Raw genomic sequence first — 14,951 nt, forward strand, 5'->3', positions numbered from 1 at the left:
GCTACATCTCCGCCGTGCTCGGGTGGTGCCGTGCCGCCCTCGGTGAGCCCGAACCCACCCGCCGCGCCATCGGGAACGCCCAGGACACCTACGCTGCCGCCGACCCGGCCACGACCCCGCCGTGGGCGTGGTTCGTCAACGAGGCGGAGATCACCCCCAGCAGGGGCACTCGCTGTACCTGCTGTCGCTGACCCGCCCGGAGTTCGCGCCCGAGGCCATCGAGAAGCTGACCACGGCGGCCACCGGCTACGGCGCGGAGTACGAACGCAGCCGCGCGGTGATCCTGCCCCCGCTGGCCTCGGTGCAGTTCCAGGCCGGTGATCTCGACGCCGCAGTGGCCACCGGCTACGCCGCGGTGGACGCGATCACGGGGCTGTCCTCCACCCGCGGCTACGCCCGGCTGCGTGTGCTGGATACCGTGGCCGCCCCGCACAACAGGTAGCCCGAGGTCGTCGACCTGCGCGAGCACATCCGCAGGGCGCTGGCTACCACGGCGGCGTAGCCGTCGATGGCCCTGCCCGCACGCCAGGACTCCGGACTGCCCGGCCTGCCGGTGCTGCGCGATGCCTGGCGGGTCTTCGGGGTCGACCCCCACTGGCGCGGAGCTGCTGCATCACCGCTCCAACGCGGTGTACCCGCTGCCCCGCGACCACCTCGTCGTCCGGCTGGCCCCGGACACACCAGTGCGCCGCCGCGCCCAGACCTGAATCGACCTCACCCGGTGGCTGGTCACCCAGCCCGAGCCGATCGCGCTACCACCGGCACCCGGCGAACAACCGGGCATCGCCACCGGGGCGGTCGCCACCTTCTGGACCCACCGGCCCACCACCCCGACACCCACGCAGTCGCACCTGAACGGCTCCCGCTCCGGGCCTGCACCGCGCCGTGCCGTCACCAAACCGGGTCAGCTACTAAAACCTTTGGCTTCCTATTGAAATCTATACCGAAAATAGGATGCCATACTAAAATCTTCGATGGCACCCGACAGCGGGGACGGGCTGTCGTACCTCGTGTCGTGTATCAGGTGTCGTGTACCAGACCGGGTAGCGCCATCGGGTAGGTCGTCGAGACGTTCCGCCCAGTTCCTTCGTGTACCCACAGTGACCGGCGGCGAGTGGCTCCATGAGGGCTTACGAAGCAGAACGTCATTCTCTCGCCCGTTTTGGCGGTGTACTGACCGGTTGATGGCGCCAATGCGGCTCGCGATAAGCTCGGATCACAGCCGGGCGATAACACGGTGCGTATCGATCGGGCGGGCACGCCGCCCACCGGGATATGCCGCTGCTGGCTCACGTGAGAGCGGATGGTAATGTCCGCCTTGTCCTAGTCCGCTGTTCTGGCAAGCAGCGGGTCCAACTGACCAAGGCACATCGCGATTCTCGGTGCTGGCGCGCTCCGGGAAGGTAGGCGATCGTGCTGGGGGGTGGCGCGGTCTGAGCATGACAGGTGGAGCAAGCCGTGACATGCCCTGCCGGGGACACGCCCTCGGTTGATTTTGTATCCGCTGCGCCCGTGGTCGAGCTGGACCGGCCATACAGCCAGCAGCGCTGGTCGCTGATGCTCCCGCATCGTGATCGGCTCATCCACATAGCCCGTAGGCGGTTGCCGAGCAAGGCCGACGCGGAGGACTGTGTACACGAGGCATTCATCCGCGCCGCCGGATTTCGGGATCTCGACGCGAGCCGGATCGGGCAGTTTCTGACGACGACGGTGCTACGTCTGTGTATTGATCATCATAGAGCTCGTCAGCGCGCGGAGCGGGCGGTCGTACGCGGCTATCTGCAGCCGTGGGAGCCGGCCCCGGACGACGCCGTCTGCGACCGTGCGGAAGCCCGCTGGCTGCTGGCCCGGGCCGGGGCACTGCAGGGCCGGGAGCGTGAGGTGATCATGGCTCGGGCGGCCGGGAAGAGTACCCGGGAGGCGGCCGTGGATCTGGAGATCAGTCTCAAGGCTGCCGAGGGAGCGTTCACCCGCGGACGTGCCCGTCTCATTTCCTTCTCTCGGAACTGATGCTCTCGGAACTGATGCTCCGCAGCCGCAGGCCCCGCGGGGTCGGGTGGAAACCGGCGCGCTCCAGGGCGGCACCCAGGGTGCTGCCGACGATCGTCTGGCCGTCCGCCTTCTCCACCGTGAGCCTGCCGAGCCGGCCGTCCCGCACGGCGCGGGCCAACGCCTCCACCGCCGGGGCCACCCGATGGTCGTTCTCGGTCCATGACAGCAGGGAACGGCCCCCGCGTTCCACGTAGAGGATGAGTTCCCCGTCGATGATGACGACCATCGCGCTCGCCTTGCGCCCCGGCCGGTGGCCGGCGGCGCCGTCCGCGTCATCCCCCGGTCGGGTCGGCCAGGGCAGCGCGGCACCGAACGGGTTGGCCGGATCGGCCGCGGCCAGGACGACGGCCTGCGCGGACGATGAGCTCGGTGGGCCGGCCGCCGGCTGCGCCCAGGCCGGGGCGGCCTCGGCGTCCCGCTGTGCCGCGGCGATGGAGCGCAGCCGATCGACCGCTCCCGGGACGGCGAACTGGGCCGCCGACGAAGTAGCCCCGGCGGGCGCGGGCGGCGTCCTCGAAGGCGCTGAGGACCCGGTAGACCCCGGCGAACCCGCCCGGGTGCCGCTCGCTGGTCACCGCGCCGCGGGTGACGATGCCGTGGCGCTCGAGTAGCGCCTCGGCCAGCGCGTGGGCGCGCCGGGTCGGATCGGTGTCCCGCTCGGGCAGCAGCGACCAGCGGCCGGCGGCCGTCGGGGGGCCGGTCCGCCGCGGTATCGCCGGCCGTCCGTACCGTGCCGCCCGGGGACGGGGGATGGCGGCGGAACCCAGCAGGGCGCGCAGCGGGGCGAGAGTGTCGTTGGTCACCCGCCCCGCCCAGACAAGATCCCAGAGCGCGGTGGCGAGCGCCGTGTCGTCGAGCGAGCCCATCCGGTCGGACAGCGCCCGGAAGAACAGGGCCGCCCCGCCGGTGAGCGCGTCGAGAATCGCGGTGTGCAGTGGACCCGAGGCGATCTCCGGGTCGGGCGGAGACAGCAGCAGGGGCGCGGTGTCGGCGAGGACCAGGGTCAACCAGCCGCCGTCCCCGGGCAGCCCGCCGGCGCCCGCCCAGTGCACCTCGCCGGCGGAACACAGCTCGTCGAGCATCGCCGGTGAGTAGTCGGCGACGCGGGCCGGGAGGACGAGCTGTTCCCACGCGCTCGCCGGGATCAGCGCGCCCTGCAGCTGCTCGACGGCGCGCAGCACGCCGTCCACCCCCCGGCCACGTCCGCTGGTGACCGACTGCCAAGCCGGTAGGAAGGCACCGAGGACCCGGGGCGGCACCGCCTCGACCTCCTTGCGCAGGGCGGCCAGGCTGCGTCGTCGCAGCGCGCGCAGCACGCCCGCGTCGCACCACTGCTCACCGCCGCGGTCGGGATGCAGCTCGCCGCGGACGAGGCGGCCGCCGCGGACCAGCCCGTCCAGGACACCGGCGACCACCGCCGTGCCCAGCCCCAGCCGGGCGGCCGGTTCCTCGGTGTCGAACGGTCCGTGGGTATGGGCATAGCGGGAGATCAGGTCTCCGAGAGGGTCACGCACCGGTTCGGTGAAGGCGTCGGGAACTCCCACCGGCAGCGGTACGCCCAGGGCGTCGCGCAGCCGGCCGGCGTCCTCGATCGCGACCCACCGCTCCTCGCCGGCGATACGGACCCGCAGGGCCCGGCGGGTCTGTTCGAGCTCGGCGAGCCAGCCCAGGGTGGCACCCCGGGCGACCGCCTCCGCGGTGGTGAGGTCGCCGAGCATGCGCAGCAGGTCGGCCACCCCCTCGACATCGCGGGCGTGGCGGTCCGGGGCGAGCCGCGCGAGCTCCGTGGCGACCTGCGCGAGCGCCGCGGGATCGATCAGCTCCCGCAGGTCCGCCTCGCCGAGGAGTTCGGCCAGCAGGGAGCTGTCCAGTGACAGCACCTGCGCCCGGCGTTCGGCCAGCGGCGCGTCCCCGTCGTACATGAAGGCGGCGACGTAGCCGAACAGCAGGGCGGAGGCGCACGGAGACGGGGACGGCGTCTCCACCTCCACCACCCGCAGCGTGCGGGCCGACACCTCGCGCATCAGCTCCGCGAGCGCCGGAACGTCGAACACGTCCTGCAGGCACTCCCGCATGGTCTCCAGCACGACGGGGAAGCTGGCGAACGTCGCGGCGACGGACAGCAGCTGTGCGCTGCGCTGGCGCTGCTGCCACAGCGGGGTCCGTCGCCCCGGGGTCCGGCGGGGCAGCAGCAGGGCCCGCCCGGCACACTCGCGGAACCGGCTGGCGAACAGGGCGCTGCTCCCGATCTCCGCCCGCACGATCGCGTCGATCTCGTCCGGCTCGAACAGCGCGAGATCGGCGCCGGGCGGCTCGGCGGCATCCGGGATCCGGGCGACGATGCCGTCGTCGGTGTGCATGATCTGGACGTCGACCCCGTACCGCTCGCGCAGCCGGGCGCCCAGGGCGAGCGCCCCGGGCGAGCGCCCCGGGTGCGTTCACCGGAGCACCGAACGGGGAGTGCACCGCCAGGCGCCAGTCGCCGATCTCATCCCGGAAACGCTCCACGACGATCGTCCGATCGTCACTGAGACGGCCGACGGCCGCCTTCTGCTCGTCGAGGTAGCGCAGCAGGTTGGCGGTGGCCCGATCGTCGAGGCCGGCGGCCCGGACACGGTCGGCCGCCGCCTGCGCCGGCAACCTGGTGATCTCGCGCAGGAACGCGCCGAGCGCGCGGCCGAGTTCGGCGGGTCGGCCTGGGGCGTCGCCATGCCAGAAGGGGAGCCGACCGGGCCGTCCCGGAGCCGGCGTCACCAGGACCCGGTCGGCGGTGATCTCCTCGATGCTCCAGCTGGATGAGCCGAGGAGCACCACGTCGCCGACCCGCGACTCGTAGACCATCTCCTCGTCGAGTTCCCCGACCCGGCTGGAGCGCTCCCCGACGAGGAAGACGCCGAACATGCCCCGGTCGGGAATGGTGCCTCTGCTGGTCACGGCGAGCCGCTGGGCGCCCGGGCGGGCGGTGAGGATCCCGGTGACGCGGTCCCAGGTGATGCGGGGGCGCAGTTCGGCGAACGCGTCGGAGGGGTAGCGGCCGGCGAGCATGTCCAGGACCGCCTCGAAGGCGGAGGCCGGCAGCGTCGCGAACGTCGCGGTGCGTCGGACCAGCGCGCCGAGCTCGTCGACGTGCCAGTCCTCCATCGCCGTCATTGCCACGATCTGCTGGGCCAGCACGTCGAAGGGGTTGCGCGGGTACCGCAGCCGCTCGATCGCCCCCGAGCGCATCCGCTCGGCGACCACGGCGCATTCGAGCAGGTCGCTGCGATGCTTCGGGATGATGACGCCGCGACTGGTGGCGCCGACCTGGTGGCCCGCGCGGCCGGTGCGCTGCATCCCGGCGGCGACGCTCGGCGGGGACCCGATCTGCACGACCAGGTCGACGGCTCCCATGTCGATGCCGAGTTCCAGGCTGGAGGTCGCGACGACCGCGGGCAGCCGGCCAGCCTTGAGATCTTCCTCGATTCCGGCCCGTTGCTCCCGGCTCACGCTGCCGTGGTGGGCCCGCGCGATCTCCGGCCACGCCGTGCCGCCGCCCTGACCCGAGGCGCCCATCAACGCCGCGGGTGACGTCCGGCTGGCTTCCCCCGGCCCGTCCCCGGCCACGGATTCGCCCGCGGCGGTGGCCGCGGCGAGCCGTTCGGCGTACAGCTCGTTCAGCCGGGCGCAGAGCCGCTCCGCGAGCCGGCGCGAGTTGGCGAAGACGATGCTGGCGGAATGGGCCAGCACGAGGTCGAGGACATGCTGCTCGACCGCCGGCCAGATCGACGCTCGGTGCGGTGCGGAGGCCGCCGAGCCGTCCGGGGACCCGTCGAGGAGCTGTCCGCCGAGCCGGGTCATGTCCTCGACCGGCACCACGACGTCGATCTGGAGGGTCTTGGCCGCGGGCGGGCGGACCACCGCCACCGGGGCCGTTCCGCCCAGAAAGCGGGCGACCTCCTCGACCGGCCGCACCGTGGCGGACAGGCCGATCCGCTGGGCCGGGGTGTCCAACAGGGCGTCCAGACGCTCCAGGCTCAGCGCGAGGTGGGCGCCACGCTTGGTGCCCGCCACCGCGTGGACCTCGTCGACGATCACCGTCCGGACGCCGCGCAGCGACTCCCGCGCGGCACTGGTGAGGATGAGGAAGAGCGACTCCGGGGTGGTGATCAGGACGTCGGGGGGCCGGGCGCCGAAACCGCGCCGTTCGGCGGCGGGGGTGTCGCCCGACCGCAGACCCACGGTCACGTCCGGCTGGGGTAGACCGAGCCGTTGCGCGGCGGAGCGTATCCCCGCGAGCGGCGCCCGCAGGTTCCGTTCGACGTCGATGGCCAGCGCCTTGAGCGGGCTGACGTAGAGCACCCGGCAGCGCCGGGTGGGCTCGGCCGGCGGCGCCGAGCGGGCCAGCGTGTCCAGCGACCACAGGAAGGCGGCCAGCGTTTTCCCCGAACCCGTGGGTGCGACGACCAGCGCGTTGCCGCCGGTGCGAATCGCCTCCCACGCGCCCCGCTGGGCGGGGGTCGCGGCGGTGAAGGCCGCGCCGAACCAGCTCCGGGTCGGGGCGGAGAACGCCGTGAGCGGATCCGGCGGATCGGGGGAAGCGAAGCTGGGCACGTTGACCAGTCTGCGTCGAGGGACCGACAACTTTCCGCCGGTGTGGTTCAGGCCGGGCCCGCCGTGGGGCCCGGCCTCGACCCGGTCGTGGTTCCCGCGACCGTGGTTCCCCCCCCGACCGTGGTTCCGCCGGTGGGAACCCCAACCGGGGACCCCCGGCGGGGATCCCCGACCAGGACCCCCTTGGGTGGTCCCGTCCCGTCCGGACGGTGCACACTGGCGAAGTGCGGTTGACCGAGTTCTGGGCGAAGATGAACACATGGTTCGGTTCCGCGTACGCAGAGTCGTTTGCGCGTGATCATGTGTTGTCCGGTCTCGGTGGCGCGACGGTCGAGGTGGCCCTGGCCCGTGGTGACGACGCCAAGGCCGTCTGGCGAACCGTGTGCGAGGAGTTCGATGTGCCGGCGCGGGAGCGCTGAGCCACCGTCCGGTGTGTCGTCGGGTCATCGAACGCATGTTCGTCTAGAGTCGTCCCTGTGCGGCTACTTGTCCACAGATCATCCTCGACCCTCGAAACTGTCGGACCCACGGCCTAACGTCATTCTCGTGGCCAAGACTCGACGACCTCAGCATGGAGTAACTCCAATGGCAGGACTCGACCGTGAGAAGGCGTTGGATAACGCCTTGGCGCAGATCGACAAGCAGTTCGGCAAGGGATCGGTCATGCGGTTGGGGGACGACACCAGGCCGCCGATCCAGGCCATCCCCACCGGTTCGATTGCTCTGGATGTCGCGCTCGGCATTGGCGGGCTGCCGCGGGGGCGCATCATTGAGATCTACGGCCCGGAGTCGTCCGGGAAGACGACCGTCGCCCTGCACGCGGTGGCGAACGCGCAGGCGGCCGGTGGTATCGCGGCGTTCATCGACGCCGAGCACGCGCTCGACCCCGAGTACGCGGGAAAGCTCGGCGTCGACACCGACGGTCTGCTGGTCTCCCAGCCGGATACCGGCGAGCAGGCGTTGGAGATCGCGGACATGCTCGTCCGGTCCGGCGCGCTGGACATCATCGTTATCGACTCGGTGGCCGCGCTGGTCCCGAGGGCCGAGATCGAGGGTGAGATGGGGGACAGCCACGTCGGCCTCCAGGCCCGCCTGATGTCCCAGGCCCTGCGCAAGATGACCGCGGCGCTGGCGAACTCCGGCACGACCGCGATCTTCATCAACCAGTTGCGCGAGAAGATCGGGGTGATGTTCGGCTCCCCGGAGACCACGACCGGTGGTAAGGCGCTGAAGTTCTATGCGTCGGTGCGCCTCGATGTCCGTCGTATCGAAACCCTCAAGGACGGCACGGAGGCCGTGGGTAACCGGACCCGCGTCAAGGTGGTGAAGAACAAGGTGGCGCCGCCGTTCCGGACCGCCGAATTCGACATCGTCTACGGAGGCGGTATCAGCCGGGAGGGTTCCCTGATCGACATGGGGGTCGAGCACGGTATTATTCGTAAGTCCGGTGCCTGGTACACCTACGACGGCGATCAGCTCGGCCAGGGCAAGGAGAACGCCCGGTCGTTTCTGCGGGACAACCCCGATCTGGCCAACGAGATCGAAAAGAAGATCAAGGAGAAGCTCGGCATCCTGCCCAGTCTCGAATCCGATGCCGTGGCGCCCGTCCCGGTCGATCTGTAGCCGATGGCAGGAGCAGATCCGGGGAATGTCGCGGCCGGTCCGTCGTTCGCCCGGACGGCCGTCGCGGCGGACGAAGAGCCGCGGCTGAAGGATCCGATCTCGGTCGCGCGGGAGATCTGTCTGCATCAGTTGGCGACCAGAGCGAGGAGCCGAGCAGAGCTTGCGGCGACCATGCGGCGACGAGGGGTCACCGATGAGATCGCCGGTGTGGTCCTCGACCGGTTGGCCGCCGTCGGTCTGATCGATGATGAGGCCTTCGCCGCCGCCTTCGTCTCCTCCGCTCGGGCCCGTCGTGGGCTGGGTAGGCAGGCCTTGGCCACAGAGCTGCGTAAGCGGGGAGTGGATCCGGACACCGTCGAGGCCGCCGTGGCGGTGGTCGGGGCGGACGACGAGGAGGAGGGCGCCCGCGAGCTCGTCCTTCGTCGGCTGCGGTCGATGGACCGCCTGCCCGAGCAGGGTCCGTACCCGAAGGCTCCTCGCCATGCTGACCCGAAAGGGCTATCCGGTCGAACTGGCGGTCCGGGTCGTGAGCGAGCAAGTCGCTCAGGGGCTCGACGGCGGAGGTCGGATGGCTTGGGTGGTCGATGGCGACGAAGACGACGGCTCGGTGTGAGTGGTGGGGAGATTGAGCCTGGGCCGTCAATGCGCCCTTATTTCTTGACCAGGGATTGTGCGAGACCTAGTCTTTCTTGAAAGGTGACAGGACTCCCGCGGCGACGCGGTCTTGATAGCTCGTCCAACTTCACACGGAGGCAGCCGCTGCGAGTGGGTGCCCGAAGACGGTATGCTCGCCGGCCGGTCGACGTTGGATTGGCCGGTTCGGGAGGCCGTCCGGGCTCCATATCGCAATGGCGCAATCCGCGTGCTGCCCCTCTACGGCTGTGATCGTGCCGAGACGAGGGTCCTTCACCGCTCCAGCCCGCCTGTGCGGGTCCGACGGAAGCGGAGGGAGCAGCGATGGAGGGCGTCCTCGTCGTCCTGTCGTCACTCGTACTTGCCGTCCTGAGCGTTCTGATCCTCGCCGTGGCGCGGTTGGTCCGGGCGACCGGGGTTGACAAGATACCCGACCCCGCTCCGGTGGTGTCCCGAACTCCGGCCGCCCGGGACGTGACCGGTCCGGCGGACGTGACCGGTCCGGCGGACGTGACGAGTCCGGCGGACTTCGACGAGGAGCCGACGGTCCGCGTCCTGCCCACGGTCCGGGAGGGTTCCGGCGCTCCGGCCACGACGGACGCCGACTCACCCGCCGATCGAGACGGCACCGCCGCGTGGACCGGGGGTTCGGCCGTGACCGCCGATCGCTCCGACGGCGGCCTCCGCGCGGCTCATGGTGGTAGCGCGGAGGAGGCGGCGCAGATTGTGGCCCGAGCCGAACGGGAGGCGGCGGAACGGTTGGCGCGGGCTGAGCGGGATGCCGCCGAGATCCGGCAACGCGGCGAGGAGGATGTCGCCCTACTGCGCGAGCGGATGCTCGCCGAGGCGGCAGTCGAAACCTCGCGGCTCCAGGCCGCGGCGAGAGAGTCCGTCCGCGCCGAGCAGGAGGCCGCCCGGACCGAGATCGCCGCGGCGCGGGCGGCGTTCGACGGTGAGCAGCAGGCCCGGCGGACGGAACTGCAGAGCCGGGAGGCTGCGCTAGCCACTCGGGAACAGCGCGTCGAGGACCGGATGGCCAGCATCGACGATCATAGTCGTCACCTGGCGGGCCGCGACCGCGACCTGCTCGACCGGGAGAACGACCTGGCCCGTCGGACGGCCGAGGTGGCCGACCTCGAACGTGCCCGTCATGCCGCGCTGGAGCAGGTGGCCGGGCTCACCGCCGGGCAGGCCAGGGGGGAGCTGATCGCCGTCATCGAGCAGGAGGCCCGGCGGGAGGCGGCGCTGATGGTCCGCGAGATCGAGGCCCGGGCTGAGGAGGAGAGTGAGGAACGCGCCCGCAGGATCGTGACCACCGCCATCCAACGGGTCGCGTCTGACCAGACCACCGAGTCCGTCGTGACGGTCCTGCATCTTCCCGGCGATGAGATGAAGGGCAGGATCATCGGGCGGGAGGGACGCAACATCCGGGCTTTCGAGTCCGTCACCGGGGTCAACGTGCTCATCGACGACACGCCCGAGGCGGTGCTGCTGAGCTGCTTCGATCCGGTGCGTCGCGAGGTCGGTCGCATCACGCTGGCGGCTCTGGTGTCCGACGGCCGGATCCATCCGCACCGCATCGAGGAGGAGCACGCCCGCGCCCAGCTCGAGGCGGCCGAGCGGTGCGTGCGGGCGGGCGAGGACGCCCTGCTCGAGACCGGCATTTCCGAGATGCACCCTGAGCTGGTCAATCTGCTGGGCCAGTTGCGTTACCGAACCAGCTACGGCCAGAACGTGCTCGCGCACCTGATCGAAAGCGCTCACCTCGCCGGAATCATGGCCGCCGAGCTGCGCATGCCGTTTCCACTTGCGAAACGAGCGGCTCTGCTGCACGACCTCGGCAAGGCTCTTACCCACGAGATCGAGGGCTCTCATGCGTTGATCGGGGCGGAGGTGGCCCGTCGCTACGGTGAGGACGAGGAGGTCGTGCACGCGATCGAGGCTCATCACAACGAGGTCGCACCCCGCTCGATCTGCGCGGTGCTGACCCAGGCCGCTGACCAGATCTCCGGTGGCCGGCCTGGCGCTCGCCGCGACAGCCTGGAGTCGTATGTGAAACGGCTCGAGCGCATCGAGCAGATCGCCGGTGACCGTCCGGGTGTCGACAAGGTGTTCGCCATGCAGGCCGGCCGGGAGGTGCGTGTCATGGTCGTGCCCGAGGAGGTCGACGATCTCGCCGCCCATCTGCTCGCCCGGGACGTCGCCAGGCAGATCGAGGAGGAGCTCACCTATCCGGGTCAGATCCGGGTGACCGTCGTGCGCGAGACCCGTGCGGTGGGCACCGCCCGCTGAGCCGGGATGCGGCCGCCGAGGCGGCGGTCCTGGCGGCGGTCCAGCCATCGGGCCAACAGCGACAGCAGCCCGTTGGTGACAATGTACATCACCGCCATGACGGTGTAGATGGGCAGGGCGTACCTGCTGCCCAGGTACTCGACCGCACTGCGTCCCGATCGCAGCAGCTCGCTGTAGGCGATGACGTAGCCCAGTGAGGTGTCCTTGAGCAACGTCACCAGCTGGCTCACCAGCGTCGGGCTCATCCGCCGGACCGCCTGGGGAAACTGGATGAGGCGGAAGATCTGGACCGGCCGCAGCCCGACCGCCGCCGCGGCCTCCGTCTGCCCCCGGTCGACCGACTGGATCCCGGCGCGGAAGATCTCGCTGAGCACCGCCCCGTTGTAGGCGGTCAGCCCGATGACCAGGGCCCAGAACGCCGAGAGCCGCCAGCCGAGCGCCGGCAGACCGAGGTAGGCGAACAGGATGAGCATCAGGACAGGCAGGCTGCGGAACAGCTCCACCAGCAGCGTGGCCGGGATGCGCACCGCCCGGCGCTGGGACAGCCGGGCCAGGGCGAGCAGGGTCCCCACCGCCGAGGCGAACAGCATCGCGGTCAGCGCGGCGCGCAACGTGTCGAGCAGCCCGTTCCACAGCAGGGTGCGCAGCGCCGGTTGATCGACGAAGACACTCCAGCGCTTGCCGTCGAGCTGGCCGGAGTCGGCGAGGCGGAGCACCGCCAGCGTGACCAGCCCGACGAGGACAGCGGCGGCCACCACACTCGCGATCAGGATGCGACGTCGACCACGCGGACCCGGTGGATCGGCCAGGATGATCTCGGTGCTCATCGCGCCCTCGCCACCCGTCGTTCGGCCAGGGACAGCCCGGCTGCCAGCACCGCGGTAAGGATCAGGTATGCCACCACACCGCCGAGCAGCACGACGATCACCGCATCCGGATTGACGGTCGTGAGCCGTTGGACCATGCCGGTCAGCTCCTCGACGCCGAACGCCGCGGCGATCGAGGTGTTGCGGATCAGCGCGCTCACCACGCTGCCCAGCGGTTGCAGCACGTTGCGGAATGCCTGCGGAAGGATGATCATTCGCAGCGTCTGGGAGAAGGTCAGGCCCAACGCACGAGCCGCTTCGGCCTGACCGAGGTCAACCCCATTGATCCCGGAACGCACCGCCTCGCAGACCAGCGCGGCGTGATAAATCGAGAGCGCGACCACCGCGAACGTGAAATATGAGAAGACGATGTCCAGCTGCGGCAGGACGAACACCACGAAGAAGAACACGACGGTCAGCGGGGTGTTGCGGACCGTCTGCACGTAGGCGGTGCCGGTCCAGCGCAGCGGGGGCACGGGGGAGACCCGCATCGCTGCGAGGACGGTACCGAGGATCAGGGCCGCCACGGACGCGAACAGGCTTAGCCCGACCGTCCGGCGGAAGCCCTCGGCGAAGATATCGAGGTTATCGATGACGGCGTCGATCGCTGTCCTCCCTCAGGCGGTGGCGGGTGGACGACCGGTCGGCCCGGGTGAGGCCGACCGGTCGTGCCCCGAGCGATGATTGGCGGATCAGGACGTGTACCGGTCGGCAGCCGGGGGAGTGGGCACGGTCGGCTCCACCTTGCCGAGGGTCGAGGTGTACGCCTTCTCCCAGCGCCCGTCTTTGTAAGCGGCCTCGAGCGTGTCGTTGATGAAGTTCCGGAACGCGTCGTCACCCTTCTTGAGGCCGATGCCGTAGGGCTCCTTCGTGAAGGTGTCACCCACCACCTTGAAGGCGTCGGGGTCCTTGTCGACGAGACCCAGCAGGATGCCCTTGTCCGTGGTGACCGCGTCGACCTGACCGTTCTTCAACGCGTCGGCGCACTTGCTGTACACATCGAACAGCACGAGCTGGGCGGTGGGCGCCACCCGGCGGATGTTCTCGGCCGGCGTGGATCCGCTGACCGAGCACACCTTCTTGCCGGCAAGGGTGTCCTTGCCGGTGATGTCGGTGTTGTTCTTCGCGACCATGATGGACTGGCCGGAGACGTAGTACGGCCCCGCGAAGTCGACGACCTTCTTCCGTTTGTCGTTGATTGTGTAGGTGGCCACCACGAGGTCGACCCGGCCCTGCTGGATGAAGGGTTCACGGTTGGCCGACACGGTCTCCACGTAGGAGACCTTGTCGCGTGGGATGCCCAGGGCATCCGTGACGATCTTCGAGATCTCGACGTCGAAGCCCCCGGGCTGGTCGCTGAGGTTCTTCAGCCCGAACAGGTTCTGGTCGAACTTCGTCCCGATGATGATCTTTCCAGCGTCGTGCAGCCGGGCCATGGTGGTGCCGGCGGTGAAGGTTACCGAGGCGGTGGGTGCCGAGGCGTCGTCGCCGCCGCTCCCACAGGCACTCAGCCCGAGGGCGGCGAGCAGCGTCACGCCGGCGAGGAGCGCGCCGCCGCGCCTGTGGCGGCTGCGTCCGCGTGACAACCCGCCTGAGCTCCCGTTGAGATGCCCGGCGGCGGGGCGCCGCGTCCGGCTGAACGATGTACGCATGACCGATCCTCTCGCGCAGTGCTCCGGACCGCGGGTCCGGAGCAGGTGATCTGGCATCGGGTGGTGTATGTCCCCCTGAGGAACTGCGTCCCTCCGGTGGTACGTGCCTCTGGTGTGCCTCCGGGTGCCGGCGGCGCGGCGGGCGGCGGGTGCGACCGGGTCGGGCCCGGTTGGGCCGGGTCGGTGGAGGTCAGTGCTGCAGGACCCGGGCCAGGAAGTCCCGGGCGCGTTCGGCCCGCGGCGCGGCGAAGAAACTCTCCGGCGGGGCGATCTCGAGGATGCGGCCGTCCGCCATGAAGGCCACCCGGTCCGCGGCGGAACGCGCGAATCCCATTTCGTGGGTGACGACGATCATGGTCATGCCGCTGGTGGCCAGCGACCTCATCACGTCCAGCACCTCGGAGATCATCTCTGGGTCGAGCGCCGAGGTCGGTTCGTCGAAGAGCATGAGCACGGGATCCATCGCCAGCGCCCTGGCGATGGCGGCGCGCTGCTGCTGGCCGCCGGAGAGCTGGCGGGGCAACCGGTCCGCCTTGTCGGCGATCCCCACGCGTTCCAATAGTTCCTGGGCCCGGGCGCGGGCCTGCAGGCGGTTGTGCCCCAGGACCTTGACCGGTCCCAGGGTGACGTTCTCGAGCACCGTCTTGTGCGCGAAGAGGTTGAACGATTGGAATACCATTCCGACCCGTGACCGCATCCGGGCGAGCTCATGGCTCTCCGTGGGCAGGGGACGGCCCTCGAAGAGGATCCGGCCCTCGTCGATCGTTTCCAATCGGTTGATGCAGCGGCACAGGGTCGACTTCCCCGACCCCGAGGGCCCGATGATGATGACGACCTCGCCCGCCTCGACGGACAGGTCGACGTCGGCCAGGACCCGGTTGTCGCCGAACGACTTCCCGACGCCTTCCAGGGTCACCAAAGGCATGTCGACCTCCCGGCACAATGACGGTGTGGTGTTAGGCCGAGCGTCCCGGCGGCCTCATGATGGAACGGCCAGGCGCGCGGATCGGTCGTGGGGCCGACAGCTGGGGCGGTCGTCTCGCGCGGATTTCGGCGCACTGGCGGGAACATTCGAGAATAGTATCCCTGCAGCTATGCAAATATATCGAGCGGGGTGTTGCCTGATATCTTGGGCGGCCTCCAGGCCAGGATGGGTCGCCCCAGCTCCCGACGGGGAGGGTCCCGGTCCCGCCGGCGAGGCGGTCCGCGACGCGATCCCGTCCCCGCCGGACCCAACCCAGAC

At 70.3% G+C, this 14,951-nt stretch carries 12 protein-coding genes and 2 pseudogenes; 9 read left to right on the forward strand and 5 right to left on the reverse strand.

All coding sequences use genetic code 11. The annotated features are described in order from the left end of the window. The 4 genes from AC08OJ_RS03810 to AC08OJ_RS03825 all read left to right on the forward strand — a co-directional run. Positions 1–191 (forward strand): hypothetical protein (locus tag AC08OJ_RS03810; protein WP_476595077.1); only part of this gene is annotated, 191 nt, incomplete at its 5' end. Next, the gene (locus tag AC08OJ_RS03815) at positions 122–442 is read left to right on the forward strand and encodes a hypothetical protein (RefSeq protein WP_476595078.1); all 321 of its coding nucleotides are present in this window, start codon (positions 122–124) and stop codon (positions 440–442) included. The genes AC08OJ_RS03810 and AC08OJ_RS03815, both read left to right, overlap by 70 nt. 121 nt (positions 443–563) lie before the next feature. Continuing rightward, a complete protein-coding gene (locus AC08OJ_RS03820; RefSeq protein WP_476593903.1) occupies positions 564–707 on the forward strand; it encodes a hypothetical protein in 144 nt (47 codons plus the stop codon). Positions 708–1,512: 805 nt separating this feature from the next. Next, positions 1,513–2,010, forward strand: a complete 498-nt coding sequence (locus AC08OJ_RS03825; RefSeq protein WP_476595079.1) for an RNA polymerase sigma factor — start codon at positions 1,513–1,515, stop codon at positions 2,008–2,010. Here AC08OJ_RS03825 and AC08OJ_RS03830 read toward each other — a convergent pair. Continuing rightward, positions 1,988–6,672, reverse strand: a pseudogene (locus tag AC08OJ_RS03830) (ATP-dependent helicase). The gene AC08OJ_RS03825 and the pseudogene AC08OJ_RS03830 overlap by 23 nt on opposite strands. Before the next feature lie 194 nt (positions 6,673–6,866). Between AC08OJ_RS03830 and AC08OJ_RS03835 the strand changes: the two are divergent. The 5 genes and pseudogenes from AC08OJ_RS03835 (at position 6,867) to rny (ending at position 11,190) form a co-directional block, all read left to right on the forward strand. After that, positions 6,867–7,061, forward strand: a complete 195-nt coding sequence (locus AC08OJ_RS03835; protein ID WP_476593988.1) for a DUF3046 domain-containing protein — start codon at positions 6,867–6,869, stop codon at positions 7,059–7,061. Between the two features lie 166 nt (positions 7,062–7,227). Further along, positions 7,228–8,265 carry a recombinase RecA gene (gene recA / locus AC08OJ_RS03840; RefSeq protein WP_462187608.1) on the forward strand — a complete coding sequence of 346 codons (1,038 nt, stop codon included), beginning with the start codon at positions 7,228–7,230 and terminating at the stop codon, positions 8,263–8,265. A gap of 3 nt (positions 8,266–8,268) precedes the next feature. Next, a pseudogene (locus AC08OJ_RS03845) lies at positions 8,269–8,574 on the forward strand (recombination regulator RecX); the annotation flags it as partial. 172 nt (positions 8,575–8,746) lie between these two features. Then, positions 8,747–8,878: a hypothetical protein gene (locus AC08OJ_RS03850; RefSeq protein ID WP_476593990.1), complete on the forward strand. Its 132-nt coding sequence runs from the start codon at positions 8,747–8,749 to the stop codon at positions 8,876–8,878. Between the two features lie 344 nt (positions 8,879–9,222). After that, entirely contained in the window at positions 9,223–11,190 is a 1,968-nt protein-coding gene (rny, locus tag AC08OJ_RS03855) for a ribonuclease Y (RefSeq protein WP_476595080.1), read from the forward strand. Here rny and AC08OJ_RS03860 read toward each other — a convergent pair. From AC08OJ_RS03860 to AC08OJ_RS03875, 4 genes are all read right to left on the reverse strand, one after another. Continuing rightward, on the reverse strand, positions 11,136–12,017 hold the full coding sequence (locus tag AC08OJ_RS03860) for an amino acid ABC transporter permease (protein ID WP_476593985.1): 882 nt from the start codon (positions 12,015–12,017) through the stop codon (positions 11,136–11,138). The two genes, rny and AC08OJ_RS03860, sit on opposite strands and share 55 nt — an antisense overlap. Further along, positions 12,014–12,634, reverse strand: a complete 621-nt coding sequence (locus AC08OJ_RS03865) for an amino acid ABC transporter permease (protein ID WP_476593989.1) — start codon at positions 12,632–12,634, stop codon at positions 12,014–12,016. The genes AC08OJ_RS03860 and AC08OJ_RS03865 overlap by 4 nt, the downstream gene beginning before the upstream one ends. A gap of 114 nt (positions 12,635–12,748) precedes the next feature. Then, positions 12,749–13,708, reverse strand: a complete 960-nt coding sequence (locus AC08OJ_RS03870; RefSeq protein ID WP_476595081.1) for a glutamate ABC transporter substrate-binding protein — start codon at positions 13,706–13,708, stop codon at positions 12,749–12,751. Positions 13,709–13,898: 190 nt separating this feature from the next. Beyond that, on the reverse strand, positions 13,899–14,633 hold the full coding sequence (locus AC08OJ_RS03875; RefSeq protein WP_476593987.1) for an amino acid ABC transporter ATP-binding protein: 735 nt from the start codon (positions 14,631–14,633) through the stop codon (positions 13,899–13,901). Positions 14,634–14,951 lie beyond the last annotated feature (318 nt).

The sequence above is a fragment of the Frankia sp. CgKIO3 genome (assembly GCF_977946435.1).

Bases quoted from the DNA above. Each gene is read 5' to 3' on its own strand.
- AC08OJ_RS03820 (WP_476593903.1), top strand. From the start codon at position 564: ATGCCTGGCGGGTCTTCGGGGTCGACCCCCACTGGCGCGGAGCTGCTG.
- recA (WP_462187608.1), top strand. From the start codon at position 7,228: ATGGCAGGACTCGACCGTGAGAAGGCGTTGGATAACGCCTTGGCGCAG.
- AC08OJ_RS03850 (WP_476593990.1), top strand. From the start codon at position 8,747: ATGCTGACCCGAAAGGGCTATCCGGTCGAACTGGCGGTCCGGGTCGTG.
- rny (WP_476595080.1), top strand. From the start codon at position 9,223: ATGGAGGGCGTCCTCGTCGTCCTGTCGTCACTCGTACTTGCCGTCCTG.
- AC08OJ_RS03860 (WP_476593985.1), bottom strand. From the start codon at position 12,017: ATGAGCACCGAGATCATCCTGGCCGATCCACCGGGTCCGCGTGGTCGA.
- AC08OJ_RS03870 (WP_476595081.1), bottom strand. From the start codon at position 13,708: ATGCGTACATCGTTCAGCCGGACGCGGCGCCCCGCCGCCGGGCATCTC.
- AC08OJ_RS03875 (WP_476593987.1), bottom strand. From the start codon at position 14,633: ATGCCTTTGGTGACCCTGGAAGGCGTCGGGAAGTCGTTCGGCGACAAC.